Origin of the sequence: Pseudomonas sp. NPDC089406, assembly GCF_044900265.1 — a bacterium.
Classification (GTDB): Bacteria; Pseudomonadota; Gammaproteobacteria; order Pseudomonadales; family Pseudomonadaceae; genus Aquipseudomonas; species Aquipseudomonas fakonensis.
The window spans coordinates 79436-106100 of sequence record NZ_JBJDNC010000023.1; the positions used below are offsets into that span (position 1 = coordinate 79436).

15 protein-coding genes and 1 pseudogene are annotated in these 26665 nt (G+C 66.0%); 6 read left to right on the top strand and 10 right to left on the bottom strand.

From position 1 onward, the window contains the following. Positions 1–2: 2 nt before the first annotated feature. Together ACI2KK_RS17400 and ACI2KK_RS17405 are read left to right on the top strand one after the other, a co-directional pair. Positions 3–8507 carry an amino acid adenylation domain-containing protein gene (locus ACI2KK_RS17400; protein ID WP_404669827.1) on the top strand — a complete coding sequence of 2835 codons (8505 nt, stop codon included), beginning with the start codon at positions 3–5 and terminating at the stop codon, positions 8505–8507. Positions 8508–8586: 79 nt separating this feature from the next. Further along, entirely contained in the window at positions 8587–9546 is a 960-nt protein-coding gene (locus tag ACI2KK_RS17405; protein WP_404669828.1) for an alpha/beta hydrolase, read from the top strand. A 587-nt stretch (positions 9547–10133) separates the two neighbouring features. Here the strand turns inward: ACI2KK_RS17405 and ACI2KK_RS17410 are convergent. The 6 genes from ACI2KK_RS17410 to pvdM all read right to left on the bottom strand — a co-directional run bounded on the left by ACI2KK_RS17410 (position 10134) and on the right by pvdM (position 19472). Further along, a complete protein-coding gene (locus tag ACI2KK_RS17410; protein ID WP_404669829.1) occupies positions 10134–12641 on the bottom strand; it encodes a TonB-dependent siderophore receptor in 2508 nt (835 codons plus the stop codon). A gap of 119 nt (positions 12642–12760) precedes the next feature. Then, positions 12761–14410 (bottom strand): cyclic peptide export ABC transporter, encoded by a 1650-nt coding sequence (locus ACI2KK_RS17415; protein WP_404669830.1) that lies wholly within the window; start codon positions 14408–14410, stop codon positions 12761–12763. A 14-nt stretch (positions 14411–14424) separates the two neighbouring features. Further along, the gene (locus tag ACI2KK_RS17420) at positions 14425–15756 is read right to left on the bottom strand and encodes a lysine N(6)-hydroxylase/L-ornithine N(5)-oxygenase family protein (RefSeq protein WP_404669831.1); all 1332 of its coding nucleotides are present in this window, start codon (positions 15754–15756) and stop codon (positions 14425–14427) included. Positions 15757–15939: 183 nt separating this feature from the next. Continuing rightward, entirely contained in the window at positions 15940–16812 is an 873-nt protein-coding gene (locus tag ACI2KK_RS17425; protein WP_404669832.1) for a formylglycine-generating enzyme family protein, read from the bottom strand. 13 nt (positions 16813–16825) lie between these two features. Further along, complete coding sequence (locus ACI2KK_RS17430; protein ID WP_404669833.1) at positions 16826–18103, bottom strand: aminotransferase class V-fold PLP-dependent enzyme; 1278 nt, start codon at positions 18101–18103, stop codon at positions 16826–16828. After that, the gene (gene pvdM / locus ACI2KK_RS17435) at positions 18096–19472 is read right to left on the bottom strand and encodes a pyoverdine-tailoring dipeptidase-like protein PvdM (RefSeq protein ID WP_404669834.1); all 1377 of its coding nucleotides are present in this window, start codon (positions 19470–19472) and stop codon (positions 18096–18098) included. The genes ACI2KK_RS17430 and pvdM overlap by 8 nt, the downstream gene beginning before the upstream one ends. 185 nt (positions 19473–19657) lie before the next feature. On the opposite strand from pvdM, the gene ACI2KK_RS17440 reads away from it, so the two are divergent. Next, complete coding sequence (locus ACI2KK_RS17440; RefSeq protein WP_404669835.1) at positions 19658–20089, top strand: hypothetical protein; 432 nt, start codon at positions 19658–19660, stop codon at positions 20087–20089. A 97-nt stretch (positions 20090–20186) separates the two neighbouring features. Here ACI2KK_RS17440 and ACI2KK_RS17445 read toward each other — a convergent pair whose 3' ends face one another. Continuing rightward, positions 20187–20627, bottom strand: coding sequence for a MarR family transcriptional regulator (locus ACI2KK_RS17445; protein WP_369986945.1), 441 nt, complete (start codon positions 20625–20627; stop codon positions 20187–20189). Between the two features lie 82 nt (positions 20628–20709). Here ACI2KK_RS17445 and ACI2KK_RS17450 point away from each other — a divergent pair, with 82 nt between their 5' ends. Then, on the top strand, positions 20710–21876 hold the full coding sequence (locus ACI2KK_RS17450) for a PLP-dependent aminotransferase family protein (protein WP_404669836.1): 1167 nt from the start codon (positions 20710–20712) through the stop codon (positions 21874–21876). A gap of 118 nt (positions 21877–21994) precedes the next feature. Next, entirely contained in the window at positions 21995–22399 is a 405-nt protein-coding gene (locus ACI2KK_RS17455) for a hypothetical protein (RefSeq protein WP_404669837.1), read from the top strand. Between the two features lie 30 nt (positions 22400–22429). On the opposite strand, the gene ACI2KK_RS17460 is transcribed toward ACI2KK_RS17455, so the two are convergent. From ACI2KK_RS17460 to ACI2KK_RS17470, 3 genes and pseudogenes are all read right to left on the bottom strand, one after another. Further along, a complete protein-coding gene (locus tag ACI2KK_RS17460) occupies positions 22430–22975 on the bottom strand; it encodes a hypothetical protein (RefSeq protein WP_404669838.1) in 546 nt (181 codons plus the stop codon). Between the two features lie 119 nt (positions 22976–23094). Then, complete coding sequence (locus ACI2KK_RS17465) at positions 23095–23670, bottom strand: hypothetical protein (RefSeq protein WP_404669839.1); 576 nt, start codon at positions 23668–23670, stop codon at positions 23095–23097. 2 nt (positions 23671–23672) lie between these two features. Further along, positions 23673–23879: pseudogene (locus ACI2KK_RS17470) on the bottom strand (PAAR domain-containing protein); the annotation flags it as partial. A gap of 262 nt (positions 23880–24141) precedes the next feature. Between ACI2KK_RS17470 and ACI2KK_RS17475 the strand changes: the two are divergent. Beyond that, the gene (locus ACI2KK_RS17475; RefSeq protein WP_404669840.1) at positions 24142–26334 is read left to right on the top strand and encodes an OsmC domain/YcaO domain-containing protein; all 2193 of its coding nucleotides are present in this window, start codon (positions 24142–24144) and stop codon (positions 26332–26334) included. Positions 26335–26665: the final 331 nt, after the last annotated feature.

The window sequence follows — 26665 nt, forward strand, 5'->3', positions numbered from 1 at the left end:
GCGTGCAAAAGTTGATAGAGTCCGTGGGCGCGCTCACGGCGAAGGAGCGCCGGGCGCTGGCGGTGATGCTCAAGCAGAAGGGCATCAACCTGTATGGGATTGCGCCGATGTTCAGGCGCGATGCCGAGGAGCCGCTGCTGCTGTCCTATGCCCAGCAGCGCCAGTGGTTCCTCTGGCAGCTGGAGCCACAGGCTGCGACCTACAACATTCCGTTGGCCCTGGGCCTGCGCGGCGCGCTTGACCGTGCAGCCCTGGAACGTGCCCTGGCGCAGGTGGTGGCGCGCCACGAGAGCCTGCGCACGGTGTTCGTCGAAACCCCTGAAGGGGTGCGCCAGCAGGTGCTGGCACCGTTTGCCGTGGCGCTGCCGGTACAGGTGCTGGCGGGGGCGCCGGGCAGTGATGGCGATGCGGCCACTGAAGCCTTCCTGTTGGCCCAGTCGGGTCAGGGGTTCGACCTGGCCCGGGGGCCGCTGCTGCGCGCCGCCTTGCTTGAACGCGGCGCGCACGACCATGTACTGAGCCTGGTCTTGCACCATGTGGTGGCCGATGCCTGGTCGCTGCAGGTGCTGCTGGAGGAGCTGGCGCGCTGCTACGCCGCCAACGTGCAGGGCGGCGATGCCGGGCTGCCGGCGCTGGCCGTGCAGTACCCGGACTACGCCCTGTGGCAGCGGCAGTGGATGGACAACGGCGAGCGCGAACGCCAGCTGGCCTACTGGAGTACCCAGCTGGCCGGGGCCGAGGGGGTGTTGCAATTGCCCGCCGACCGCCCGCGCCCGGCCTTGCCCAGCCATGTCGGGGCCAGTGTCGATGCCAGCCCCGGGCCGCAACTGGCGGCGCGTCTCAAGGCGCTGGCCAGCCAGCAGGGGGTGACGTTGTTCGTGCTGTTGCTGGCGGCGTATCAGGCGCTGCTTCAGCGCCTGAGCGGCCAGCAGGACATTCGCGTCGGCGTGCCCAACGCCAACCGCGGGCGCAACGAAACCGAGCGCCTGGTGGGCTTTTTCGTCAACACCCAGGTCATGCGCGCCCAGGTGCGCGGCGACCAGCCATTCACTGCGCTGCTGGCCGAGGTACGCGAGGCTGCGCTGCAGGCCCAGCAGCACCAGGACCTGCCATTCGAGCAGTTGCTGGAAACCTTGCACACCGAGCGCAGCCTGAGCCACTCGGCGCTGTTCCAGGTGATGTTCAACCACCAGCGCGAAGCGGGCGGCGGCGCTGCTACCGCCAGCACCGGCCTGCAGCTGCGCCCGCTGACACAACCGGTGCGCAGCAGCAAGTTCGACCTTACCCTCAACACCCTGGAGCACGAGCAGGGGCTGGATGCCACGCTGATCTACGCCTGCGAGCTGTTCGATGCGGCGAGTGCCGAACGTATCGCCGGGCAGTGGCGGCGCCTGCTGCAGGCCATTTGCGACGACCCGCAGGCGCGTATCGAGGCACTGGCCTTGCAGGAGCCCGCCCAGCAGCAGGCTTTGCTCGAGGCCGGCCAGGGGCCGCGCCAGGTATTTGCCGCCGATAGCGTGCTGCAACTGTTCCGCCAGCAGGCCGCCCAATACCCGCAGCGCACTGCGCTGGTGGCCGGCACCGAGCAACTGGACTATGCCGAGCTGGAGCTGCGCTCCGAGCGCCTGGCCGGCGTGCTGCAGGCCCGCGGGGTCGGGCCGCGCACGCCAGTGGCGCTGGCCCTGGGCCGTGGCCTGAACCTGCCGTTGGCGATCCTGGCGCTGTTCAAGGCCGGCGCCGCCTATGTGCCGGTAGATCCGCAGGCCGGGGTGCAGCGCCTGCCTGAACTGCTGGCCAACTGCGGCGCCACGCTGCTGCTCAGCGAGGCGTCCTGGCTTGGGCAGCACAGCCTGCCTGCCGGGGTCGAGGGCCTGGCCCTGGATACCCTCGACCTCACTTCGGCGCCCGTGCCGAGCGCGGTTCAGCCGCTGGCCGGGCACTGTGCCTATGTCATCCACACCTCCGGTTCCACCGGGCGGCCCAAGGGGGTGATGGTCAGCCATGGCGCCCTGGCCAACTACGTGCAGGCGGTGTTGCAGCGCCTGCCAATGGCGGGGGTGCAGAGCATGGCGCTGGTCTCCAGCGTCGCCGCCGACCTGGGCCACACCACGTTGTTCGGCGCCCTGTGTTCCGGCTGCACCCTGCACCTGATCGATGCCGACGCCGCCATGGATGCCCAGGCCATGGGCCGGGCGATGGCCGGGGTCGATGCCCTGAAAATCGTGCCGTCGCACCTGGCGGCGCTGCTCGATGGCGCCAGCGATGCCAGGCAACTGCCGCAGCGCCTGCTGGTGCTGGGGGGCGAGGCGGCCGCACCGGGGTTGCTGGCGCGCATCGCGCAGCTGGCGCCTGAGTGCCAGGTGTTCAACCACTACGGGCCTAGCGAGACCACCGTCGGCGTGCTGGCCGGGCTGTTCGACCCTGAGCAGCCGGGGCTGGGCCAGGCACTGGCCAACTGTGACCTGCGCCTGCTCGATGGCGGCCTGCTGCCGACGGCCGACGGTGCCACCGGCGAGCTGTACATCGGCGGCGCGTGCCTGGCGCGGGGTTACATCGGCCAGCCCGGGCTCACCGCAGAACGCTTCGTCCCGGACCCATACGGTGCCCCGGGCCAGCGCCTCTACCGCAGTGGCGACGGGGTGCGCCGGGCAGGCGCCAGCCTGGTCTACCAGGGGCGCCTGGATGACCAGGTGAAGATCCGTGGCTACCGGGTCGAGCCCGGCGAGGTGGCCGCCAGCCTGCGTGCGCTGGACGGCGTGCAGGATGCCGTGGTGCTGGCGATGCCCGGCGAGCGTGGCCAGCAACTGGTGGCCTACGTGGTGGGCGCGGTGGACGCCGGGCACTGCCAGGCGCAACTGCGCGCACGCCTGCCGGAGTACCTGGTACCGGCCCATGTGCTGACGCTCGAGCGCTTGCCGCTGACGGCCAATGGCAAGCTCGACCGCCGTGCCCTGCCGCAGCCGCAGGCAGCTGCCCAGCGCCAGTACAGCGCGCCGCAGGGCGAGCTGGAGCAAGGCATCGCGGCTATCTGGCAGGACCTGCTGAAGGTCGAGCGGGTAGGGCGCCAGGACAACTTCTTCGAGCTCGGCGGCGATTCGATCATCTCCATCCAGGTGGTCAGCCGCGCCCGTGAGGCGGGCATCCTGCTCAACCCCAAACAGTTGTTCCTGCACCAGACCGTGCAGGGCCTGGCCCAGGTGGCCGAGCGCGGCCAGGCGCGGGCGCCGTTGGCCCATGGCCCGGAAAGCGGCGCCATGACGCTGCTGCCGATCCAGTCGATGTTCTTCGAAAGCCCGGTGGTTGACCGCCATCACTGGAACCAGTCAGTGCTGCTCAGCGTCGCCAGGCCGTTGCAGGCCGAAGCGCTGGAGCAGGCGTTGCAGGCGCTGGTGCAGCATCACGATGCGTTGCGCCTGGGCTTCACCGAGCAGGCCGGCGGCTGGCTGGCCGAACACCGTGAAGGCCAGGCCACGGGGTTGTTGTGGCAGCGCGAGGTGGCCGATGCCCAGGCCATGCATGGCGAGTGCGAGGCGGCCCAGCGCAGCCTCGACCTGGCGGCCGGCCCGCTGCTGCGGGCGGTGTTGTTCCGCTGGGCCGATGGCCAGCAGCGGCTGTTGCTGGTCGCTCACCACCTGGTGGTGGACGGGGTGTCCTGGCGCATCCTGCTGGAAGACCTGCAGCAGGCCTACCAGCAAGCTGCCGCCGGCCAGGCGCCAGTTTTTGCGCCGCGCACCACCTCGTTCAAGCACTGGGCTGCGCGTTTGCAGGCGCAGGCCCTGCAGGGCGAGCTGGCCGCGCAGACCGGCTACTGGTTGCGCCAGTCGCTGCCCCGCGACCTGCCGGCCCGCGAGCCGGCTTGCGTGCCGTTGCAGCGTGATGCGCGCACGGCCTACACCCGGCTGGATGCCGATACCACCCGGCGCCTGCTGCAGGAGGCCCCCGGGGCCTATCGCACGCGTATCCAGGAACTGCTGCTGGCGGCGCTGGCACGGGTGGTCTGCCAGTGGACTGGCCAGCCTGACACCCAGGTGGTGCTCGAAGGCCATGGCCGCGAGGCGCTGTTCGACGACGTCGACCTGACCCGCAGCGTCGGCTGGTTCACCACCAAGTACCCGTTGGCGCTGGCCCCGCAGGCCACGCTGGGGGCAACCATCCAGGCGATCAAGGAACAAGTGCGGGCGGTGCCGGACAACGGCATCGGCTATGGCGTGCTGCGTTACCTGGGCGATGACGCCACCCGCGCGGCTTTTGCCGGGCGGGCCTTGCCGCGCGTCACCTTCAACTACCTCGGGCAGTTCGACAACAGCTTCAGCGCTGATGGCCAGGCCGCGCTGTTCGGCGTGGCGCGCGAGGCCTCGGGCAGCGAACGGGCCGCCGATACCCCGCTGGGCAACTGGCTGACCCTCAATGGCCAGGTGTTCGATGGCCAGTTGAGCATCGGCTGGATCTTCAGCCCGCAGATGTTCGATACCGCGCAGGTCGAGGCCCTGGCCGAAGCGTTCGCCGTGCAGCTGCGCGAGCTGGTGGCGCACTGCTGCGACCCGCGCAACGGCGGGCTGACCCCTGCCGATGTGCCCCTGGCGCGGCTGACCCAGGCGCAACTGGCGCTGCTGCCGGTGGCGGCCCGCGAGGTGGCGGATGTCTACCCGCTGTCGCCGATGCAGCAGGGCATGCTGTTCCACTCGCTGGAGCCCGATGCGGCGGCGCTGTACATCAACCAGACCTGCGTGCCCGTACAAGGGCTGGACGTGGCGCGCTTCGTCGCCGCCTGGGACCAGGCGCTGGCCAGTCATGACGTGCTGCGCACGCGCTTCTGGCAGCACAGCAGCCTGGCCGAGCCGTTGCAGATCGTCTGCCGCACTGCGCCGTCGCTGGTGCGGGTGCTCGACTGGCGCGAGCGCGCGGTGTCCGAGCAAGCGCTGCAGGCGTTGGCCGAGGCTGAGTGCAGCGAGGGCTTCGACCCCCAGCAGGGGCCGCTGATGCGGGTCACCGTGGTGCGCCTGGATGCACAGCGTTGCCAGCTGATCTGGACCCGCCACCATATCCTGATGGACGGCTGGAGCAGTTCGCGCCTGCTGGGCGAGGTGCTGCAGGCCTACCATGGCCGGCCGATCCAGGCCGAAGGGCGTTTTCGCGATTACATCGAATGGTTGCAGCGCCAGGGTGACGCCCAGGCCCTGGAGGCATTCTGGCGCCAGCAACTGGCCGAGCTCGACGAAGTCACCGAGCTGGCCGCCAGCAGCTGGCCCAAGCCGCCAGCCGGGCTGGTCGGGCACGCGGCGTTGTACCTGGAATGGGATGCGTCACGCACTGCGCAACTGCGCCAGGCCGCACAACAGCTGCGGGTGACCCCCAACACGCTGATTCAAGGCGCCTGGCTGCTGCTGTTGCAGCGTTTTACCGGCCAGCGCCGGGTGTGCTTCGGTGCCACCGTGGCCGGGCGTCCGGCCAGCCTTGCACAGGCCGGCAGCATGCTGGGGTTGTTCATCAACACCTTGCCGATCGTCCAGGCGCCGCGCCCGGAGCAGACCGTACAGGCCTGGCTGGGCGAGCTGCAGGCCAGCAACCTCGAGGTGCGCGAGCACGAGCATGCTTCGCTGGCCGACATCCAGCGCTGGGCCGGGCAGGCCGGGCGCAGCCTGTTCGACAGCATCGTGGTGTTCGAGAACTACCCGGTGGATGAGCGCCTGGAGGAGGCGGTGGACGGCGAGCTGCGTTTCGGCGCGGCCAGCGGCCGTGATGTCACCAACTACCCGATGGACCTGGCGGTGAACCTGGGCCAGACCCTGTCCATCGAGTTCCTGTACCTGCGCAACCGCTTCAGCGAAGCCTGCGTGGCGACCATCCGCGGCTGCTTCGAGCGCCTGTTGCAAGGGTTGCTGGAGAACCCCGAGCAGCCGTTGGGGCGCCTGAGCATGCTCGATGGGCAAGTGCCCAAGGCCGGCAATGCCCTGCATGCCCCCGGGCAAGCCAGGCCACTGCTGGCGCGCCTGCAGGAGCACGCACGGCAACGCCCGCAGGCCGTGGCGCTGGTGTGCGGTGAGCAGCGCATGAGCTATGCCGAGCTTGAACGACGTTCCAACCAGCTGGCCCAGGTGCTGCTGGCGCGCGGGGTCGGGGCCGAAAGCCGGGTGGGCGTGGCGCTGAACCGCTCGCTGCACACGGTGGTGGCGTTCCATGCCGTGCTCAAGACCGGCGCCGCCTATGTGCCGCTGGACATCGACTACCCGCAGGAACGCCTGCAATGGATCATCGATGACTCGGCCATGGCCCACCTGGTTACCCAGGCCAGCCTCGCCGGGCGCCTGCCGCACAGCACTGCCGAGCGCATCGAGCTCGACCGGCTGGACTGGGACGCCCTGGCCGACACGGCGCCCGATTTGGCCATCGACGAAGCGCAGCTGGCCTACCTGATCTACACCTCGGGTTCTACCGGCAAGCCCAAAGGCGTGGCGGTGCCCCGTGGCCCGCTGGCGATGCATTGCCAGGCGATCATGGCGTTGTACGAGATGGGCCCCGAGACCCGCGAGCTGTTGTTCATGTCGTTCGCCTTCGACGGAGCCCAGGAGCGCTGGCTGTCGACCTTGTGCGCCGGGGGTTGCCTGGTGCTGCGCGACGATAACCTGTGGACCGCCGAGCAGACCTGGGATGCCCTGCACGCCCATCGCATCGACATTGCGTGTTTCCCGCCGGCCTACCTCAAGCAGCTGGCCGAGTTCGCCGAGCAGGCCGGCAACCCGCCGCCGGTGCGGATCTACTGTTTCGGCGGCGATGCGGTGGCCGACGAAACCTTCGAACAGGTGCGCCGCAGCCTGCGCCCGCAATGGATCACCAACGGCTACGGCCCCACCGAAACGGTGGTCACGCCGATGCTGTGGAAGGCGGGCGCCGATCAACGCTGCCTGGCGGCTTATGCGCCGATCGGCCAGCGGGTGGGCAACCGCAGCCTGTATGTGCTCGACGCCCAGCTGGACCCTGTGCCCGACGGCGTGCCGGGCGAGTTGTACATTGGCGGTGAAGGCCTGGCGCGCGGTTACCACCAACGCCCCGGGCTGACCGCCGAGCGCTTTGTGGCCAGCCCGTTCGAGGCCGGCGGGCGCTTGTATCGCAGCGGTGACCTGGTGCGCCGCCGCGACGATGGCGTGATCGACTACCTGGGCCGCCTGGACCACCAGGTGAAGATTCGTGGTTTTCGCATCGAACTGGGCGAGATCGAAGCGCGCCTGCGCGGCTTGACAGGGGTCAGCGATACCCTGGTGCTGGCCCGCGAGAGCGCGGCGGGCAAGCGCCTGGTCGGCTATGTGCTGGGTGCCCCCGGGCTGGCTGCCGAGGCCCTGCGCGAAGCGTTGCGCGAGCAGTTGCCGGACTACATGGTGCCGGCGCAGATCATCCGGCTGGATGCCTGGCCGCTTAACCCGGCTGGCAAGATCGACCGCCTGGCGCTGCCTGACGCGGACTTTAGTGCCAAGACCTACGTGGCCCCGCGCAATGCCCTGGAACGGTTGCTGGCGCAGATCTGGGGCGACGTGCTGGAAGTCGAGCAGGTCGGCATCACCGACAACTTCTTTGAACTGGGCGGCGATTCGCTGCGCACGCTCAAGGTGTTGAGCAAGGTGCGCAGCCAGGTGCAGCAGCCGTTCGAGCTGAAGCTGCGCGACATGCTGGCGCGGCCGACCATCGCCCAGTTGTCCGGTTACGAGGAGCGCGTCGGTGAGCTGGACCCGCTGCTGGCGCTGAATGCCGGTGGCGGCCACTTGCCGGTGCTGTTCTGCCTGCATGCCGGCTTCGGCACGGTGTTCGACTACGAGCCGCTGGCCCGGCGCCTGGAGGGGCGTTACCGGGTATTCGGCCTGCAATGCCGGATGCTGCTCGACCGCGACTGGCAGGACGACAACCTGGCCGGCATGGCCATCGACTATGCCCAGTACGTTCGCCAGCGCCAGCCCCAGGGGCCGTATCACCTGCTCGGCTGGTCGCTGGGTGGCAGCCTGGCATTGCTGGTGGCGGCGGAGCTGGAAAAGCAGGGCCAGGTGGTGGAGTTCCTCGGCCTGGTGGACAGCTTCATCCCGTATGCCCAGGCGCCGGTGGATGACGACTGGCGCGATGACCTGCCTGCGTTCCTCGGCCAGACCTGCGGTGTCAGCGTGGCGCGTGATGGCCTGCCGGCCGGCGAGCCAGGCCTCGACGAGTTGGCGGGGCTGTTCGATGGCCTGCTGGGCGGGCGCGCTGGCGAGGGCTTCGCTGCCGACGAGCTGGCCCGTGCCTACCAGGTGGGGCTGCGCCTGAAGGCGTTGTCGCGCCAGGCACTGGTGCTGCCGCGTACCGAATGCGCGGCCGAGCTGTGGTGGCGAGGCGACTTGCCGGCTGAGCTGGTAGAGGGCTTCGAGGCTGGCCTGCAGTGCGCCCCGGCCAACCCTCGGGTGGCTGCCGGTCACTACGACATGCTCGCCGAAGCGGGCTTGCTCGAACAGCTGCAGCAGCGCCTGGAGCGCCTGGTGCAGCTCTAGCGCCAGGCTTGTTTCACTGTGCGGCGGGGCCAGGTGGCCCCGCTTTTTTCGTTTGATTCGACAGGCCCTGGAGAACCCCATGACCTTGCATTCCGATCTGTCCGCCTTTCTCGAACTGGTCGAGTTCGGCCGCCTCAGCGGCAAGAGCCGGGCGTTGCATGAACAACCCCTGGCGCAGGCGCGCAGCGACTTCGAGGCTTCTTCGCTGATCCTTGACCCCAACCCGCCGGGGGCGGTGCAGGTGCAGACACTGCAACTGCCAACCCGCGACGGCGCGCACCTGCCGGCGCGGCTTTACCGCGCCGCAGGCCAGGGGCGCGACCCGCTGCCGGTGATCCTCTACCTGCACGGCGGCGGCTATGTGGTGGGCAGCCTCGATTCCCACGATTCGGTGTGCCGGCGCCTGGCGCTGGACGGGCGTTTTGCGGTGCTTGCCCCGGCGTATCGGCTGGCGCCGGAATGGCCCTTCCCGACCGCAGTGCTGGATGCCGAGGACAGCCTCAAGGCGCTGCCTGGGCTGGCCGGTTCTCTGGGGCTGGACCTGGAGCGGGTGGCCCTGGCCGGTGATAGCGCCGGCGCGACCCTGGCCACGGTGCTGGCCATGACGGCCGCCCGGGAGCCGCAGGCGTTGGGCGTGAAGCCTTACGCGCAGTTGCTGTTCTACCCGGTGGCCGATATCAGCGTGGCCCGTGACTCGCACCGTCGCTACGCCGAAGGCTATCTGCTGGAGAGCGCGACGCTGGAATGGTTCTATCAGCACTACGTTAGCGATGATGCGCAACGCCTGGACTGGCGGGTCTCGCCGCTGCTTGCCGAGGCCGGGCAGGTAATGGCCCCGGCCTATGTCGCCGTGGCCGGCCACGACCCGCTGCGCGACGAGGGCCTGGCCTACGCCGAGCGCCTGCGCGCCGATGGCACGGCGGTGAGCTTGCGGGTGGAGGAGGGGTTGTCCCACGACTTCCTGCGCATGGGCGGCATCGTTGCCGAAGTGCAGGGCATCTATGACCAGGCGCTGGATTGGCTTGAGCGCCAGGGCTGAGCCGGGGGGCGATGGTGCGGCCCTGTCAGTTAACTGAATTGGGGCCGCTGTGCGGCCCTTCGCGGGCAAGCCCGCTCCCACAGGGGACGCGCAAGGTTTCAAGCTGGCGCTGTACCTGTGGGAGATTACCCAGCCCTTTCGGGCTGCGCTTTCGCGCAGAAAACTGATCTCGCAGATGCGCCACGGCCGCTTCCCACAGAGACCGTGTTAAATCCATGAGTTGTAGTTTGTTCTACAAGAGCCCACTCAGCCTCGTAGGCTGCGCTGTCGCGTAGGGAACGGCTCTCGTAGAGCATCACGGCCCCTGTGGGAGCAACTGTCTTGCGCTGCCTGAACCGGCCTCATCGCCGGCAAGCCGGCTCCTACAGGTACAATGCAGGCTTGAAGCTTATGAGGTCCCTGTGGGAGCGGCTTTAGCCGCGAAGCAGGCGCCGCGCTAGATGGCACCGGCTTCGCCGGTGTTCGCGGCTGAAGCCGCTCCCACAGAATCTTGTGATTTGTTCCATAGGAGCGGGCTTGCCCGCGAAGGGCTGCAAAGCAGCCCCGTTTGTGACGCTAACTGACTGGCATTAACCCAACCGCGTGAGTCAGAACTCGTAACGGGTGGTGATCAGGAAGTTGCGCGGGTTGCCGTAGGAGGCGCTGTAGAAGTTGTCGTCCAGGGAGCTGTAGTACTTCTTGTCGAACAGGTTGTCGACGGTGGCCGTGGCCGACAGTTTCGGGGTGAACTGGTAGCGGGCCATCAGGCTGGCAACGGCGTAGTCGCCCTGCTTGACCGTGACCGGGCTGTTCAGGCGCCAGTTGTCGACGGTGAAGTGCATGCCGCTCTGCCAGTTCACGCCGCCGCCCACGGTGAGCTTGTCCAGTTCGCCGGGCAGTTGATAGGTGGTCCATACCTTGAACAGGTCGGTGGGGATGGTGGTCTTGACGCGCTCGCCATCTTTGTCCTTGACCCGCGAGTAGGTATAGCTCGCCAACAGGTTCCAGCCTGGAGCCAGCTCGCCGCTGATCTCCATGTCGATACCCTTGGTCGTGGTCTTTTCGGGCTTGTAGGCGGTGACGATGCCACCGGTGCCTTCGACCGTGCCGTCGGGAATGGCGTCGTTGTCCAGCTTGACCTCGAACACGGCGATGGCGGTGTTCAGGCGGCCACCGAAATACTCGCTCTTCAGGCCGATCTCGTAGTTGTCGCCTTCACGCGGGTCGAGCAGCTTGCCTTGCTGGGTGCGATAGGGCATTGGCTTGAAGATGCTGGTGTAGCTGGCGTACACCGAATGCACGTCGTTGAGGTCGTAGACCACCCCGGCATAGGGGGTGACCTCACCGGAGACCTTGACCGAGTCGTCGGTGTCGTACGGTTGCAGGTTGGCCACGTGGTATTTGAACGACGCGTCGTACTTGTAGTCGCTGACCCGCGCACCGAGGATCACCGACAGGTCGTCGGTGGGTTTCAGGCGGGTGGCCAGGTAAGCGCCGGTCTGGCGCTGGTCGATATCATCGTCTTCGCGGTTGAAGTTGTACGAGGCAACCGGCGCGTAGTTGTTCCAGTCCCAGACGTTGACCGGCTTGCCGCTGACGCCGTTGTTGCTGGTGCCGTTGGCCAGCAGGTTGCCATAGCCGTTGCGCCGGTTCTCGTAGCTCTGGTAGTTGAAACCCATCACCAGTTCGTGTTCGCGGCCGAGCATCTCGAACGGGCCGCTGAGCATGATGTCGATGCCGCGCTGCTTCTGGGTGTTGTCACCCTTGGTGGCGGTGTAGCTCAGGCCGCTGCCGGTGCTCGGGTTGAGAAAACCGGTGGTGGTGCCGACGATGATCGAGTCGTAGTCGCGGGTGCCGTACAGGTAGTTGGCGCCGACTTTCAGGGTCCAGTCGTTGGCGAGCTTCTGTTCCACCGAGGCGAAGGTGTTGACCGACTCCTGGCGGTTGGTGCTGTCGCGGCTGGCGCCGTTGTACGAGCGCGGCATGTTGTACTGGAAACCGTTGCCGCCGACGCTGCCCACCACCGGCAGGCCGGTGGTGGAGAAGCCGCGCGGGTCACTGTTGAGGTACTCGACGCCCAGGGTGAACAGGGTGTCGGGGGTCAGGTCCATCTCGGTCACGCCGTAGACGATGGTTTTTTCCTGTTGCAGGTGGTCGGTGAAGCTGTTGCCCTGCTGGTAAGCCGCCACCGCGCGGCCACGGATGGCGCCGTTGTCGGTCAGCGGCCCGGACACGTCGACTTCGGTGCGGTACAGGTCCCAGGAGCCGAGGCCGGCGCTGATGTGGCCCTGGAAGGTGCTGGTGGGCTTCTTGCGCACCAGGTTCACCGTGCCCGATGGGTCGCCGGTACCGCTCATCAGGCCGGTGGCGCCGCGCACCACTTCGACGCGGTCGTAGATGGCCATGTCCGACAGCGCCTGGGGCAGCGCCTGGCTGAAGGCGAACGAGGTGGTCGGCATGCCGTCGTACTGATAGTTGTCGATGGCAAGGCCGCGGGAGAACACGTACAGGCGGTCACTGCCCGGGCTCTGCACGCTGAGGCCGGGGGTCTGTTCGAGCACCTGGCCGATGCTGCGCAGGTTCTGGTCCTGCATGCGCTGGTTGGTCATCACACTGACCGACTGCGGGGTTTCGCGCAGGCTCAGGTTGAGCTTGGTGGCGGTGTTGGTCTGGCCGGTGGTGTACGAGCCGGTGCCTTCGGTGGTGCTGCCCAGGCCGGTGCCGGCGATGGTGGTGGTGCCGAGCTCTACAGAGCTCGACGGGCCGCGACCACTGATGGTCAGGGTGTCGCCATCGAGGTTGTAGCGCAGGTTATTGCCGCCGAGCAGGGTGCGGATTGCCGTCTCGGTGTCCAGACGGCCGTGCAGCGCGCTGCTGCGCAGGTTGCTGACGTCGTCGGGGCTGAACAGCAACTGCACGTTGGCCTGCTGGCCGAACTGCTGCAGCGCGCGCGCCAGGGGCTGCGCAGGGATATCGAAAGCCGCTTCGCTGGCCTGTACATGGGCGCTGAGCGGCAAGCTCATGGCCAGCGCCAGGGCCGGCGCGAGCTGCGGGTTGGAAAACAGGCGGCGGGCCTTGAGGGCCTTGGCCAGGGGGCTCAAAACGTGCTTGGACATGTCGGGCGATGCTCGTGCGTTGGCAGATTGTTGGGAATGATTTTTATTACTGTGAGTGAGACGTGCTCGACCGCACAAACCGGAAAAAATTTTCCGGTCGGCGGCGAATGGGCGAGGGGTCAGGCGGGTAGTGCTTCGCTGACGAGCTTGCCGGCCTTCAGGCGTACCAGCTGGTCGGCGATGTCGAAGTAGCGATCGTCGTGGGAGATGACGATGATGGTCTTGCCCAGGCGTTTGAGGTCGGGGAGCAGTTCGGTATAGAACACCCGGCGGAAGGTCGGGTCCTGGTCGGCGGCCCATTCATCGAACACCAGCACCGGGCGCTCTTCCAGCCAGGCGTTGAGCAGCGCCAGGCGCTTGCGCTGGCCGGTGGACAGGTCGGTGGTGGTGAACACCCCGTCGCGCACGCTGACCTTGTGGTCGATCTCCAGGCGGCGCAGGTAGCGGTCGGCGTCTTCGGGGATGCGGGTATCGCCCTGCACCACATCGTCGAACAGGTAGTAGTCGGCGAAGATGGTGGTGAACAGTTGCCGGTAGTCGTCGCGGGTCTGCGCCACCACCGGCTCGCCATTGAGCACGATATGCCCGCCTTGCGGTGCATACAGCCCCAGCAGCAGCTTGATCAGGGTGGTCTTGCCGCAGCCGTTGTCGCCGACGATGAACACGATCTCGCCGGCCTCGATGCTCAGGTTCACCGGGCCAAGGCTGAACGGCTGGGCACCTGGTACCGGCGGGAAGGCATAGGTTACCTGCTGCAGTTCGAGGCGGGTGACCGGGCTTGCGGGTGCGGTGGGGGCGTCGAGCAGCAGGTGCGGCTCGGGCGAGTTGAACTGGCGCGACAGCTCGGCGATGCGGCGGAAGGCGATCTGTGCACGACCGACCACTGGCAGCGCGCCGATCAGGTTGTCCAGCGGCCCTTTCATGTACAGCAGCACCAGCACGAAGCCGCTCATGGCGGCCTGGTTCTGCGCCGGCCACAGCGACTGCATGGCCAGTGCTGCACCAATCACCACGAAGAACAGCATCGAGCCGAAGCTCTTGGCCACCACGAAGGTGTTGATCGAGCGTATCTGGGTCTGGCAGATGCGTTCGGCGGTGCCCTGGATGCCCTGCTGGAACATGCGCTGGCGGCGTGGCCTGTGGATGCGCAGCTCCTTGGCCCCGGCGGCGATGGCGTTGTAGTACTTCTGCAGCTCGTCCTCGGCCTCGCGTGCCGCCTCGAAGCCTTTGAGGCCACGGTTGCGGGCGATGAACTGGATCACCGTGCCGACGCCGATGGCCACCACCACCATCAGGAACATCGGCCAGGACAGCATGGCCAGGTAGCCCAGGCAGCCGAGCACCACGGTCAAGGCAATGGCCAGCGGGGCGAAGGCGAAGGCGAAGTCACTGATGGTATCGACATCGTGGGTCAGCACCGGGATCAACCGGTGGCTGCGGTAGCGCTCGATCTGCTCGATGGGGGCGGCCAGCACCTTCTCGCCGAGCGTCTTGCGCAGCCGGGCGATGATGTGCTGGCCGACGTGGTTGGTGCCGATATCCGAGCAGATGGTGCTGAGCAACGCCAGCAGGCATAGCCCGGCAAAACCCAGGACCACGCCCTGGGTCAGGCCTTGCTCGCTGTGCAGGGCGGCGTTGATGGTCGCCAGCAGCGTGGTGACGCTGATGCCGCCGACCATGCCCAGCAGTACGGAGAGCGCCACCACCGGCCAGAACGGCCGGAGCAGGCCGAACAGGTCGGCCAGGGCGCTACGAGGTTGACGGGTCATGAAGGGTACTCGCTTCAGGCGTTGATGAGGTCGGTGGCCGGGCGCGCCTCACGGGTCTTGCCCAGGTGCTGGTAGAGCGAGTGGCTGATCTCGTCGGCGCGGGCCGGCAATACCGACAGCAGGGTGTCGCTCAGGCCGTGGCTGGTTTCGCAGAACCCTTGCAGGTAGACGCCGGCGCGCAGGGCAGGCTGGCCCAGGGCGCGGTAGTCGCGGTCCACTTCGTAGTCCTGCAGGTAGGGTTCAAGGGCTGCCAGCAGGTCGCGGTGCGAGCGACGCTCGTAGCCGGTGGCAAGAATCACCGCGTCGTAGCGGTGGGTCTGGTCCTTGCCGGTGGCGTGGTCGCGCACGGTCAGCTCGATGCCCTCGACGCTGGCGTTGACGGCTTCTACCGCGCGGCGGCAGAGCACCTGGTGGCGGTACTGGTGGGAGACCTTCTGGCGATAGAGGATGGCGTAGATCCGTTCGATCAGGTCGATGTCGACCACCGAGTAGTTGGTGTTGTGGTACTCCTCGATCAGTTTCTCGCGGCCTTGCGGGTTCTGGCTGAACACCAGGTCGGTGTACTCGGGGGCGAAGATCTCGTTGACGAACGGGCTGTCATCGGCCGGCTTGAGCGCGGTCGAGCGCAGGATCATGTCGACCTTGACCGAGGGGTAGCTGTCGTTGAGGTCGATGAAGGCTTCGGCGGCGCTTTGCCCCGAGCCGATGATGGCGATGCGCATGGGCTGGCCGCTGGCGCAGGGCAGTTGCTGCAGCGCTGCGAGGTACTGGGAGTGGTGGAACACGCGCTTGTCATGGCGCAAGGGCGCGAACACCTTGGGGATGCGTGGCGAACCGCCGCTGCCGACCACCACCGAGCGGGTCAGGCGCGCATGTTCGCGGCCCTGGGCATCGCGGGATATCACCCGCAGGGTGTCGATGTGGCCGTTGTTCAGCACCGGCTCCACACGCAACACCTCCTCGCCGTATTTGGCCTGGCTGGTGAAGTGTTCGGCCACCCAGCGCAGGTAGTCGTTGAACTCCAGACGGCAGGGGTAGAAGGTGCCGAGGTTGACGAAGTCGATCAGGCGGCCCTGGTTGTGCAGGTAGTTGACGAAGCTGTAGGGGCTGGTGGGATTGCGCAGCGATACCAGGTCCTTGAGGAACGAAATCTGCAGTTCGCTCTGGGTGGCCAGGGTGTTGCCGTGCCAGCGGTAGTCCTGCTGCTTGTCGATGAACAGGGCGTCGAGCGTCTGGCCGCTGCTGATGGCTTTCTCTTCCAGGGCAATGGCCAGGGCCAGGTTGGAAGGGCCGAAGCCTACGCTGATCAGGTCGTGGAGCGTGTCGTGCGAAGTCGTCTGGCTCATGTCGTCGATTCCTTGAGTGGGTAGCCTTGCAAAGGCGCGCGCGGGGCCGTCTGGCACTGGGTGGCGTGGTCACGCGGCAAAGGGGGCCAGGCGCCTGCGGGGCGGCCTGGGACCTTTTCTTGGAACGAGTGGAGGGTGGGGGAATTTAGCGGCCGGACGTGGCCGTCCGGCGCTTGGCGGCAATTACAGTTCGCGGACCACGCGCAGGCCCAGCCAGTCGCCACGGATGTCCGGGTTGCGGGTATTGCGGTTGCCCGAGCGGGAGAAGATCGGCGCTTCGCTCCAGTCGTTACCGCGTATTTGCCGGGTCTTGCAGTCGCCGCCGGCAAGGCCTGTGGTCCAGGCGCTGCCGTCACTCGGGGCGCCTTCGTAGTTGGGGCTCCAGCAGTCGGCCAGCCATTCGTAGACATTGCCATGCATGTCATACATGCCGAAGGCGTTGGCCGGGTAGCTGCCTGCCGGCGAGGTGTAGCTGAAACCGTCCTTGGGGCCGTAGGTGTTGGCATGGCGGCTGATCTGGTAATCCTCGCCAGGGTCCATCGGGAACGGGAACGGCCCGCTGCTGCCGGCACGGGCGGCGTACTCGCGCTCGGCCTCGCTGACCATGCGGTAGTGCTTGCCGGTTTTCTTCGACAGCCAGGCGACGTAGCCCTGGACATCGGCAAAGCTCATGCACACGGCTGGCTGGCGTGGGCCTTGCGGGTAGCTCGGCTTGCTGGCGGTGCAGCGGCGCCCGGGGCGGTCGTCGCCATCGGCGATCCGTGCGCCGCTCTGTTTCAGGTAGCTGTCCCACTCGGCGGCGGTGACCTGGAAGCGGCTCATGGCGAACGCTTTGGCAAAGGTCACGGTGTGCACCGGGCCTTCGTCGTCCTGGCGGCCGAGTTCATTTTCGGGGGTGCCCATCTGGAAGCTGCCGGCAGGCAGCACGACCATTTCCGGGCAGGCGGCCTTGCAGTCGCGAAAGACCGTGCCGGGCTTGTTGTCGGCGGCCAGCGCCGGCAGGCTGCAGGCGGCCAGCACGGCGGCCAGGGTCAGGCGGTGTAGAGGTCGGTTCATGAAGGGTGCCTTGTCAGAGTTGCTGGGTGAGCAGGGTCATGGCCCGGTCGATCTGCTGCTCGTCGTTGAGCAGGCCAGGGGCGAAGCGCACTACCGGGCCTGCGTCGCGGTCGACGGCATCGACCATGACCTTGTTGGCGATCAGGTGGGCAGCCACCGCGTCGGCGTCGCGGTCCTTGATGCGCAGGAAGGTGAAACCTGCGGAGAATTCGCGGCTTCTGGGCGTCACCAGCTCGATGGCGCGGTGTTCGCCCAGGCGCTCCTTGAGGTAGTCGTTGAGCTGGTGGATGCGCGCCTGGACATCGGCCTTGCCCAGGCTCAGGTGCAGTTCGAAGGCCTTGCCCAGCGCCCAGCGATGTTCGAAGGCGTGGTAGCCGCCGGGGGTCATGATGGTGCCGAAGTCCTCGTTGCGCGAGAAGGTGGCGAAGGTCGGGGTCAGGTGCTGCATCTGCTCGGAAGCTGCGCAGATGATGCCGGTGCCGCGCGGGCCGAACATCCACTTGTGGGTGCCGGCGATGAAGTAGTCGCAGTTGAAGTCGGCGAAGCGCTGGTCCTCCACACCGAAGCCATGCACACCGTCGACTACGTAGATAATGCGCTCGGCTTCTTCGCGGTTGCGGTTGTGCTGGCGCACCAGCTCGCCGATCGCGCCCACCGGCAGTTTGACGCCGCTGCCGGAGTGTACCCAGGTCATGCCCAGCACCCGGGTCTGCGGGCGGATCTGCTGGTCGATCAGCGTCAGTACGCGGTCGGTGGAGACTTCGCGCGGGGTGTCGAACAGGCGTAGCTTGCGCACCTGGGTGCCTTGCTGGCGTTGGCGGAAGGCCAGGCAGTTGCGGGTCGAATAGTGTTCGTGTTCGGTGGTGAGGATTTCCTGGTGCGGCGCGACGTGCAGGCCGCCGTAGATCATGCCGAGGCCTTCGGTGGTGCTGCCGGTGAGGGCGACCTGCCGGGGGCGCACGCCCAGGTAACGGCCCGCCCACTCGCGCACCTGGTCTTCGCGTTGCCACTCGTACTGGCTGTCCCAGTCCATGCATTGCGCCGGGTTGTGGTCGAGGATGGCGCGGTAGCGGTCGATCTCGTCCTGCACCGGCCGTGGGTGGGCAGTGACCAGAAAGTTGGCGAAATGCGCAATGTCGGGGGCCAGCGGGAACAGGCTGCGCAGCTGTTGCCACTTGTTCGCACCGCCCGCGGTGGGCGAGCCCGCAGTCGCGGCGAGGGCGCCTGGCAGCAGCGGCAGGCTGGCGGCAAACAGGCCGGCCTGCTTGAGGAAGGTGCGCCGGTCAGTCATGGCGGGCCACCTGGTCAGGGGCCTGGCGCTGCGCCACCGGTGTGGCGGCTTTCTGCACTTCGCCCCAGACCCGCAGGAAGTTGCCGGCCCACAGCTTGGCGATGTCGGTTTCGGAATAGCCGCGGGTCAGCAGCTCGGCGGTGACATTGCGGATGTCGCCGACGTTCATGAAGCCTTCGACGCCGCCGCCATCGTTGAAGTCGGAGCTGATACCGACGTGGTCGATACCCATCTTTTTCACGGCGTAGTCAATTGCGTCAACGTACTCCTTCAGGCCTGCCCGCGGTTCCTGGTCGACGATGTCGTAGAGGCTGCCGGCGTATTCACCGAAGCGCGACTCGGGCCAGATGGCGATGATCGGATCGCCCGGCATCAGGGCGTTGGCCAGGCCATGCAGGGGTTGCAGGTCGAAGCGCGCGCGCAGGGCCTCGAGCTTGTCCAAAGTGGGTTTGCTCAGCGGCTTGACGTAGGTGGGGAAGGCCACCACCTGCAGCACGCCGCCGCTGGCCTTGATCAGTTGCATCTCCTTGTCGGAGAGGTTGCGCGGAATGTCCACCAGCGCCCGGGGCGCCGAGTGCGAGGCCACGAACGGTGCCCGGCTAAGGCGCGCGACATCTTCCAGGGCCAGGGTCGACATTTGCGAGACGTCGATGATCACCCCCAGCTCGTTGAGGCGCTTGACTGCCTGCTCGCCCAGTGGCGACAGGCCGCCGAGGGCGTCGGGGGTGTCGTTGAAGAAGGGCAGTGGCCGCGACGAGTCGGCCCAGGGGTTGTTGGCCACATAGCTGAAGCCGAACATGCGCATGCCGCGCTTGGCCCACAGGTCGAGCTGCGCCAGGTCGGTGCCCAGCGGGTAGGCGTTGAGCATGCTGATGAAGATGGCGAACTTGCCCTCGCCATTGAGCCGGCGGAAGTCCTCCGGGGTGTAGGCGATCCCGACCTGGTTGGGGAAATCGCGGGCCAGGCCGGTGATGATCTTGTAGCGCACCTCTTGTTGATGGCGAGCTTCGTCGACAAAACCCGGGGTGGGGCGGTGCGGTGCGTTGGGGCCGTTCCACAGCTCCGGCCAGCCGAAGATGGTCAGGGCGGCTCCGGACAGGCGCCCGCGTGCGGCCTTGGCCAGGTCGAACTGGCCGCGCCCGTCCTTGTCCGCTTCGTAGCCTTCGCCACCATAAGCCAGGGGCACGGTGATATGGCTGTCGAAAGACAACATGTGCTCGTGCAGCGCGTTAGCCTGTTGCACGATCTTGCGCGGGTAGCCGGCATTCTGCTTCCAGTAGAAATAGCCGGCGGCGGCGCTGCCTGCGGCGACCGCCAGGGCCAGGGACAGGCCGATATACAGGGCTTTGCGGGAACGGGTCTTGGTCATTGCCATCTCGTTGCAGGGCTGATCGGGGCGAACCTGGCGCCGGGCGAAAAGGGGCGGACAGGGCTCGGGTATCAGGTGGACGAGTAGCGGGGCGGCAAATTTATCGGGGCTTTGTGTTAAAGAATGTTGCGCTGCTGCCGATAGGGCGGTTATCGAAAGGACCCATCTTCTAGAGGATCAGGGACATGGCAGGTATCAGCGCAATCACCATCAACTCCGCGGCCACCCAGGCCAGCACTTCGACCGCCACCCAGGCAAGCGAAGACATCACCAAGGGCGTCAAGGCCGACATGGGCCAGGTGACCACCGGCAAGAGCGCCGCAGCTGGCGGCAAGGCCGAGGCATCCGACAGCGACAGCAGCGAGTCGGTCGAGGTCAAGACCCTGCGTGAACTGATCAAGCAGTTGCAAAAGCAACTGGCTGATGAGCAGAAGCAACTGGCCGCGTTGATGGCGAAGGCCGGCGACGACCCTGCCAAGCAGGCCCAGGTGGCGGCCAAGCAATCGAGCATCGCCACCCTGACCGGCCAACTGCTGGCCGCTACCGGCAAGTTGCTCGAAGCCTTGACCAAGGACGGCGGCAGCAGCGCCGGCAGCGTGGTCGACACCCAGGCCTGAGTTGGCCTGACCTGGCGCCATCGCCGGCAAGCCGGCTCCTACAACGGATCGCACGACCCTGTAGGAGCCGGCTTGCCGGCGATGGGGCCTTTGAAGGTTACTCCCCACCCCCGTTGGCCAATGCCTGGTTCACCGCCAGCCAACCATTGACCGCCGTTTCGCCGGCCTCGGCGAACACCCGCTCCAGCAGTTTCACCTGCTCGCGACGCAGTGCCTGCTCCAGGCGCGCCCCTTCCTCGGTCAGCTCCAGCAGGCGCATGCGCTTGTCGGCCGCCGACGCCACGCTGTTCACCAGGCGCATTTCCATCAGCTGACGCAACGGCATGTTCAGCGCCTGCTTGCTCACCCCCAGCACGCCCAGCAACTCCTTCACGTTCAGGTTCGGATAACGGGCGATGAAAAACAGGATGCGTTGGTGCACCCGGCCCAGCCCTCGGCGCTCGAGCATCTCGTCGGGTTTGGCGGTGAACGCCTGGTAGCCGAAGAAAAAGGCTTCCATGGCCTGCTGCTGGCAGGCGGGGTTTTTAAGGTCAAGCATATTGACTTATCCGTGGTCGGCATCGTAGTTTCGGTCAAGCAGTTTGACGTATTTCTCCCACGCCTCGCTACCGGTGACCCCCATGGCTTTCTCCGAACGTGTCACGCGCCTCAAGAGTTCCCTGATCCGTGAAATCCTCGCTGCGGCCCAGCGCCCGGGGGTGATGTCGTTTGCCGGCGGCCTGCCGGCCGAGGCCATGTTGCCCAAGGTGCAGTGGCAGGACATGCCGGTGGGCATGGGCCAGTACGGCATGAGCGAGGGCGAGCCGGCCCTGCGCGAGGCCCTGGCGGCCGAGGCGCGGGCCCAGGGCATCGACTGCCAGGCCAGCCAGGTGCTGGTGCTCAGCGGCTCGCAGCAGGCCCTGGACCTGGCGGCCAAGCTGTACCTGGACAAGGGCACCCCGGTGTTGCTGGAGGCGCCGACCTACCTGGCCGCGTTGCAGAACTTCCAGCTGTTCGGCGCCGACTGCCTGGCGCTGCCGATGCAGGCCGATGGCCCGGACCTTGCGGCCATGCGCCAGCGCCTTGAACAGCAGCGCCCGGCATTCGTCTACCTGATTCCGACCTTCCAGAACCCTTCGGGCCTGCGCTACAGCCAGGCCAAGCGCGAGGCGGTAGCGGCGTTGCTGGACGAGTTCGGCGTGACCCTGATCGAAGACGAGCCGTACCGCGAGCTGAGCTTTGACGGCGCCAGTGCCACGCCCATCGCCGGGCGCCTGCGCAAGGCCAGCTGGATCTACACAGGTACCGCTTCGAAAACGTTGCTGCCGGGCCTGCGGGTGGGTTACCTGATCGCCAGCCCCGACGTGTTCCCCTACCTGCTGCGCCTGAAACAGGCCGCCGACCTGCACACCAACCGCGTCGGCCAGTGGCAGGTGCTGCAGTGGCTGGGCAGTGAAAAGCACCAGCAGCACCTGGCGACCCTGCGCAGCTATTACCGGGGCCGGCGTGATGCGTTCCAGGACGCTTTGCACACGCATTTCGCCGACCTGGCCGAGTGGCAGGTACCTGAAGGCGGGCTGTTCTTCTGGCTGACTCTCAAACAGCCGCTGGACACCCGCACGCTGTTGCCGGCGGCGCTGGCGGTGGATGTGGCGTTCATGCCGGGGGAGGCGTTCTTTCCTGAGCCGGACCGGCACCTGGGGCATATGCGCCTGAACTTCAGCCATGTGCAGCCTGAGCTGCTGGACGAGGGGTTGCGGCGTTTGGCGCAGGTGGTGCGCGAGGGGTTGCAGGGCAGGGCGGCATAGGGGTTATGCCTGTTGCGGCCCTATCGCCGGCAAGCCGGCTCCTACAGGGTGTGGTGCTGGCTTGCGAACGGGCATTTCTGGGCCATTCTTGAACCAGCCAACCCAAGGAGGAACAGGCATGTCCAAGCTCCGCTTCATCCCCGCCATGCTGCTGGGCGCCATGGCCCTGGCGCTGACCGCCTGCAGCAGCATCGATGCGCACACCACCGAATACGTCGGCGCCCCGCACCCGGCGCCGACCGCGCCGGGCAACGTCGAGATCCTGCGCAGCGAACCCACCCGGCCCCATGTGCGCCTGGGCGAAATTCTGGTCAGCGCCGGCACCGAGCCGGCGGCGTCGGTCAACGAGATCGAGCAGAAGCTGCGCAGCGAGGCGGCGGCTATCGGTGGCGATGCGGTGGTGGTGGTTTACGACCGTATTCAGCCGGTAGCCGCCTATGTGCGCGGGCCGATGTGGGACCGGGACATCGAGTCGGTGGAAGGGCGCAAGTTGAAGGGGATCGTCATTCGTTATACGCGGTGAGGCGGCGGTCAGCGGTTGCCCCCACAAGCCTCAATACAAAGGCGTTTCTGGCAAGGGCTTCCAGGCCGAGGCAGGTTTTTCGATTTCGCGCAGAATGTCTGCAGTCGGTACCCACATCGAATGGCTGAAGTAGATCTTGTAGATGAAGTTGGCGATCCGCGCCTTGCACGGCACCGACTCCCGCTGGGCCAGCATGTGCCTGAGTTCGGCGCTGTCGAGGTCGCGCTGTGAGCCACCCTCGTCGAGCGTCAGGCTGAGGCTGCCTCGGGTGGCGAACAGGTAAGGTGGGCCGGGCGTGCGGCCTTTGCCACCGATATCGCCCCAGAAGGACTTTTCGATCTCGTGGTCTGCGCTGAACAGCGGATCACCGTCCAGCGAGCAGATCAGAAAATTGGTGATCTGGCCGGTGCCTCGGTCGTCGACGAGGACATTCAAAAGGTCCATGTCGGCGTTGTAGTGGATGACATAGTCATTGCTGCCAATGCGCTCGATGTCCAGATAGGTCAGGTGGGCTTTGGGCCTTCCGGATTCGCAGGCGCAGAGCAGCAGCAGGGTGGCGATCAGGAGTGGGCGCATCAACATCCGGCAGGCTCTTTTTACGTAGTGTCAGAGGGGTGAGTCAGCTCGTGTTGGCGAGGCTGGCCCCCGTTGGCGATTTGCACGATTTTGGCTTTCGAGTGGCGTTTTTCGGCGTCTCAGTATTTGAGTTCAGGTGGCAGGTACTCACTGCCGGCGCCTTTTATCCAGATGCGGGGCTCTCTTTCAACTTCTTTAATGATATCTCTGGTCGGGATCTTTAGCGGGTTGGAGTAATAAGCCTTGTAGCCGAATACTGTGATTGAAACAGTGCAGGAAATTTCATCGCGCTCGCGCAGAAGACGGCTCAACTCCTCCAGGGGTAGCGGTCGGCTGCTACTTTTTTCATTGTAATTCAGGTCAAATGTGCTCAGTGTTTGAAAAATGTAAGGTGGTCCCGGTGTTTTTCCGCTTATGCCGATCACGCCTGACAGCGTTCTTTCAATCATGTGCTCAACGGTGAAATCTGGATCTCCGTCCACAGCGCAGGTAAGCAGTGTCGCGAGTTGCCCATCGCCTGCTGCGCGGTCGAACACATTGAGCAGGTCCATGTCGGAACTGTAGGTGATCACGTACAAGCCGAGGTTGACCCGCTCGAATTTGAGGTAGGTCAGTTGGGCCTTTGGCTGGGGTGGGGTGCGTTCGCAGCCAGAGCACAAGACCGCCAGCAAACACAACAGCAAGGTACGCGTCATCGCGAAAATACAACGGAGGCGTTCAGGCCATTGATGAGCGCCTGCCCCTCGGTAATCGGGCTGCCACAGGCTGATGTATCGCTCAGGCGGGCGGCGCCCACGCCTTCGATGATCACGTTGGCAGATGCGCTGGTGAGCGGATTGGTGACATGCCCAGGGATCGGGCAGGCGGTAGGGTCATTCAGGCGTGCAGCGGGTTTACCACTCATTCGAAGATCCTTTTCATTTCACGTGTGCGGCAGCGCACGCGCCCGGCATTGTGGCCGCACCCGGTGGCCGGTCCGGGCTGGAGGGTGCAGTGCATCAACGACGTCCATGTTGTTTTGCGCGGCGGATTTTGCCGCAACTGGCATTGCTGCTCAACCCGCCTGTCAGGGGCGCGGCCGGGCGCCGAACACCCGCCAACACTTCCTGGCAAAAATCCCGGATAATGCCGGCCATTTTCCGCCCCGCTTCCTGGTACCCCTTCGCATGGAAATCAAGGTCAATTTTCTCGACAACCTTCGTCTCGAAGCCAAGTTCGACGACTTCACGGTGATCGCCGACCAGCCGATCCGCTACAAGGGCGACGGCTCGGCGCCGGGGCCGTTCGACTACTTCCTGGCGTCCTCGGCGCTGTGCGCGGCGTACTTCGTCAAGCTGTACTGCCAGACCCGCGACATCCCCACCGAGAACATTCGCCTATCGCAGAACAACATCGTCGACCCGGAGAACCGCTACAACCAGATCTTCAAGATCCAGGTCGAGCTGCCCGAGGACATCAGCGAGAAGGACCGCCAGGGCATCCTGCGTTCCATCGACCGCTGCACGGTGAAGAAGGTGGTGCAGACCGGCCCTGAGTTCATCATCGAGCAGGTCGACAACCTCGACGCCGACGCCCAGGCGCTGCTGATGCCGGTGTCCGACAGCCAGACCCTGATCGCCGGCAAGGACCTGCCGCTGGAGCAGACCATCGCCAACATGTCGGCGATCCTCGCAGGGCTCGGGATGAAGATCGAGATCGCTTCGTGGCGCAACATCGTGCCCAACGTGTGGTCGCTGCATGTGCGCGACGCGCAGTCGCCGATGTGCTTCACCAACGGCAAGGGCGCCACCAAGGAGGCCGCGCTGGCCTCGGCGCTGGGCGAGTTCATCGAGCGCTTGAACTGCAACTTCTTCTACAACGACCAGTTCTGGGGCGAGGACATCGCCAACGCGCCGTTCGTGCACTACCCGAACGAGCAGTGGTTCCTGCCCGGCCCGAAGGACGCGCTGCCGGCGGAGATTCTCGACGAGTACTGCCTGGAGATCTTCAACCCGGACGGCGAGCTGCGTGGCTCGCACTTGTACGACACCAACTCGGGCAACAAGGCGCGTGGCATCTGTTCGCTGCCGTTCGTGCGCCAGTCGGACGGCGAGACGGTGTACTTCCCGTCCAACCTGATCGAGAACCTGTACCTGAGCAACGGCATGAGCGCCGGCAATACCCTGGCCGAGGCCCAGGTGCAGTGCCTGTCGGAGATTTTCGAACGGGCGGTGAAGCGCGAAATCCTCGAGGGCGAGCTGTGCCTGCCGGACGTACCGCAAGAGGTGCTGGCCAAGTACCCGGGCATCGTTGCCGGCATTCAGGGGCTGGAGGAGCAGGGCTTCCCGGTGCTGGTCAAGGATGCTTCGCTGGGCGGTGAATTCCCGGTGATGTGCGTGACCCTGATGAACCCGCGCACCGGTGGCGTGTTCGCTTCGTTCGGCGCCCACCCAAGCTTCGAGGTGGCGCTGGAGCGCAGCCTCACCGAACTGCTGCAGGGGCGTAGCTTCGAGGGCTTGAACGACCTGCCGCAGCCGACCTTCGACAGCCTGGCGCTGACCGAGCCGAACAACTTCGTCGAGCACTTCATCGACTCCAGCGGTGTGGTGTCGTGGCGCTTCTTTGGTGCCAGGCCCGACTTCGAGTTCGTCGAGTGGGACTTCTCGGGCGAGGGCCAGGACTCCAACGTGCAGGAGGCGCAGACGTTGTTCGGCATCCTCGAGGAGCAGGGCAAGGAGGTGTACATGGCGGTTTACACCGACCTGGGCGCCACGGCTTGCCGCATTCTGGTGCCGGGTTATTCGGAGATCTACCCGGTGGAGGACCTGATCTGGGACAACACCAACCGGGCGCTGGAATTCCGCAGTGACATCCTCAACCTGCACAAGCTCGACAACCGCAACCTGAAACTGTTGCTCAAGCGCCTGGACAACGCCGAGGTGGACGATTACACCACCATCACCACGCTGATTGGCGTGGAGTTCGACGACAACACGGTGTGGGGCCAGCTGACCATCCTTGAGCTGAAGCTGCTGGTGCACCTGGTGCTGCAGCGTTTCGACGATGCCAAGGAACTGGTGGAAATGTTCCTGCAGTTCAACGACAACACGGTTGAGCGTGGGTTGTTCTACCAGGCGCTGAACGTGGTGCTGGAGGTGGTGCTGGATGACGAGCTGGAGATGGCCGACTACGAGGGGAATTTGCGCCGCATGTTCGGTAACGAGCGGATGGATGCGGTGCTGGGGTCGGTGGATGGCAGCGTACGGTTCTATGGGCTTACGCCTACCAGCATGAAGCTTGAGGGGCTTGATCGGCATCTGCGGTTGGTGGAGAGCTACAAGAAGCTGCATGCGGCGCGGGGTAGGGTTGCTCAGGGCTGATTGGGGGGTGTGGTTCCCTGCGGGGTGGGGTTTTTCCTGTGGGGGGGCGGCTTGCTGGTGATGGGGGTGGCTTGTTTTATGTGATGTACGCTGTTGCCTGTTGCCTGTTGTTTTAGTTGGTTTTGAAAGTTGTATGCGCATTCATTATTTGTAGTGACGCTTATTCACCTTTCCGCCCTTACGGCGGCTTACTTTTGTCTTGGCAAAAGTAAGCAAAACCGCTCGCTCCTATCATCCGGCCCCTGCGCTGCGCTCCGGGGTTCCCTCACTCCGGGCTTGCTCCGGGGGTACGCGCCGACGGGCCGTCCCTGGCCCGATCGGCGCTCGACCG

Coding starts and splice junctions, on each gene's coding strand:
- ACI2KK_RS17450 (WP_404669836.1), top strand. CDS start 20,710: ATGGCTTTCTCCGAACGTGTCACGCGCCTCAAGAGTTCCCTGATCCGT.
- ACI2KK_RS17475 (WP_404669840.1), top strand. CDS start 24,142: ATGGAAATCAAGGTCAATTTTCTCGACAACCTTCGTCTCGAAGCCAAG.
- ACI2KK_RS17430 (WP_404669833.1), bottom strand. CDS start 18,103: ATGACTGACCGGCGCACCTTCCTCAAGCAGGCCGGCCTGTTTGCCGCC.
- ACI2KK_RS17405 (WP_404669828.1), top strand. CDS start 8,587: ATGACCTTGCATTCCGATCTGTCCGCCTTTCTCGAACTGGTCGAGTTC.
- ACI2KK_RS17455 (WP_404669837.1), top strand. CDS start 21,995: ATGTCCAAGCTCCGCTTCATCCCCGCCATGCTGCTGGGCGCCATGGCC.
- pvdM (WP_404669834.1), bottom strand. CDS start 19,472: ATGACCAAGACCCGTTCCCGCAAAGCCCTGTATATCGGCCTGTCCCTG.
- ACI2KK_RS17465 (WP_404669839.1), bottom strand. CDS start 23,670: ATGACGCGTACCTTGCTGTTGTGTTTGCTGGCGGTCTTGTGCTCTGGC.
- ACI2KK_RS17440 (WP_404669835.1), top strand. CDS start 19,658: ATGGCAGGTATCAGCGCAATCACCATCAACTCCGCGGCCACCCAGGCC.
- ACI2KK_RS17460 (WP_404669838.1), bottom strand. CDS start 22,975: ATGCGCCCACTCCTGATCGCCACCCTGCTGCTGCTCTGCGCCTGCGAA.
- ACI2KK_RS17425 (WP_404669832.1), bottom strand. CDS start 16,812: ATGAACCGACCTCTACACCGCCTGACCCTGGCCGCCGTGCTGGCCGCC.
- ACI2KK_RS17445 (WP_369986945.1), bottom strand. CDS start 20,627: ATGCTTGACCTTAAAAACCCCGCCTGCCAGCAGCAGGCCATGGAAGCC.
- ACI2KK_RS17420 (WP_404669831.1), bottom strand. CDS start 15,756: ATGAGCCAGACGACTTCGCACGACACGCTCCACGACCTGATCAGCGTA.
- ACI2KK_RS17410 (WP_404669829.1), bottom strand. CDS start 12,641: ATGTCCAAGCACGTTTTGAGCCCCCTGGCCAAGGCCCTCAAGGCCCGC.
- ACI2KK_RS17415 (WP_404669830.1), bottom strand. CDS start 14,410: ATGACCCGTCAACCTCGTAGCGCCCTGGCCGACCTGTTCGGCCTGCTC.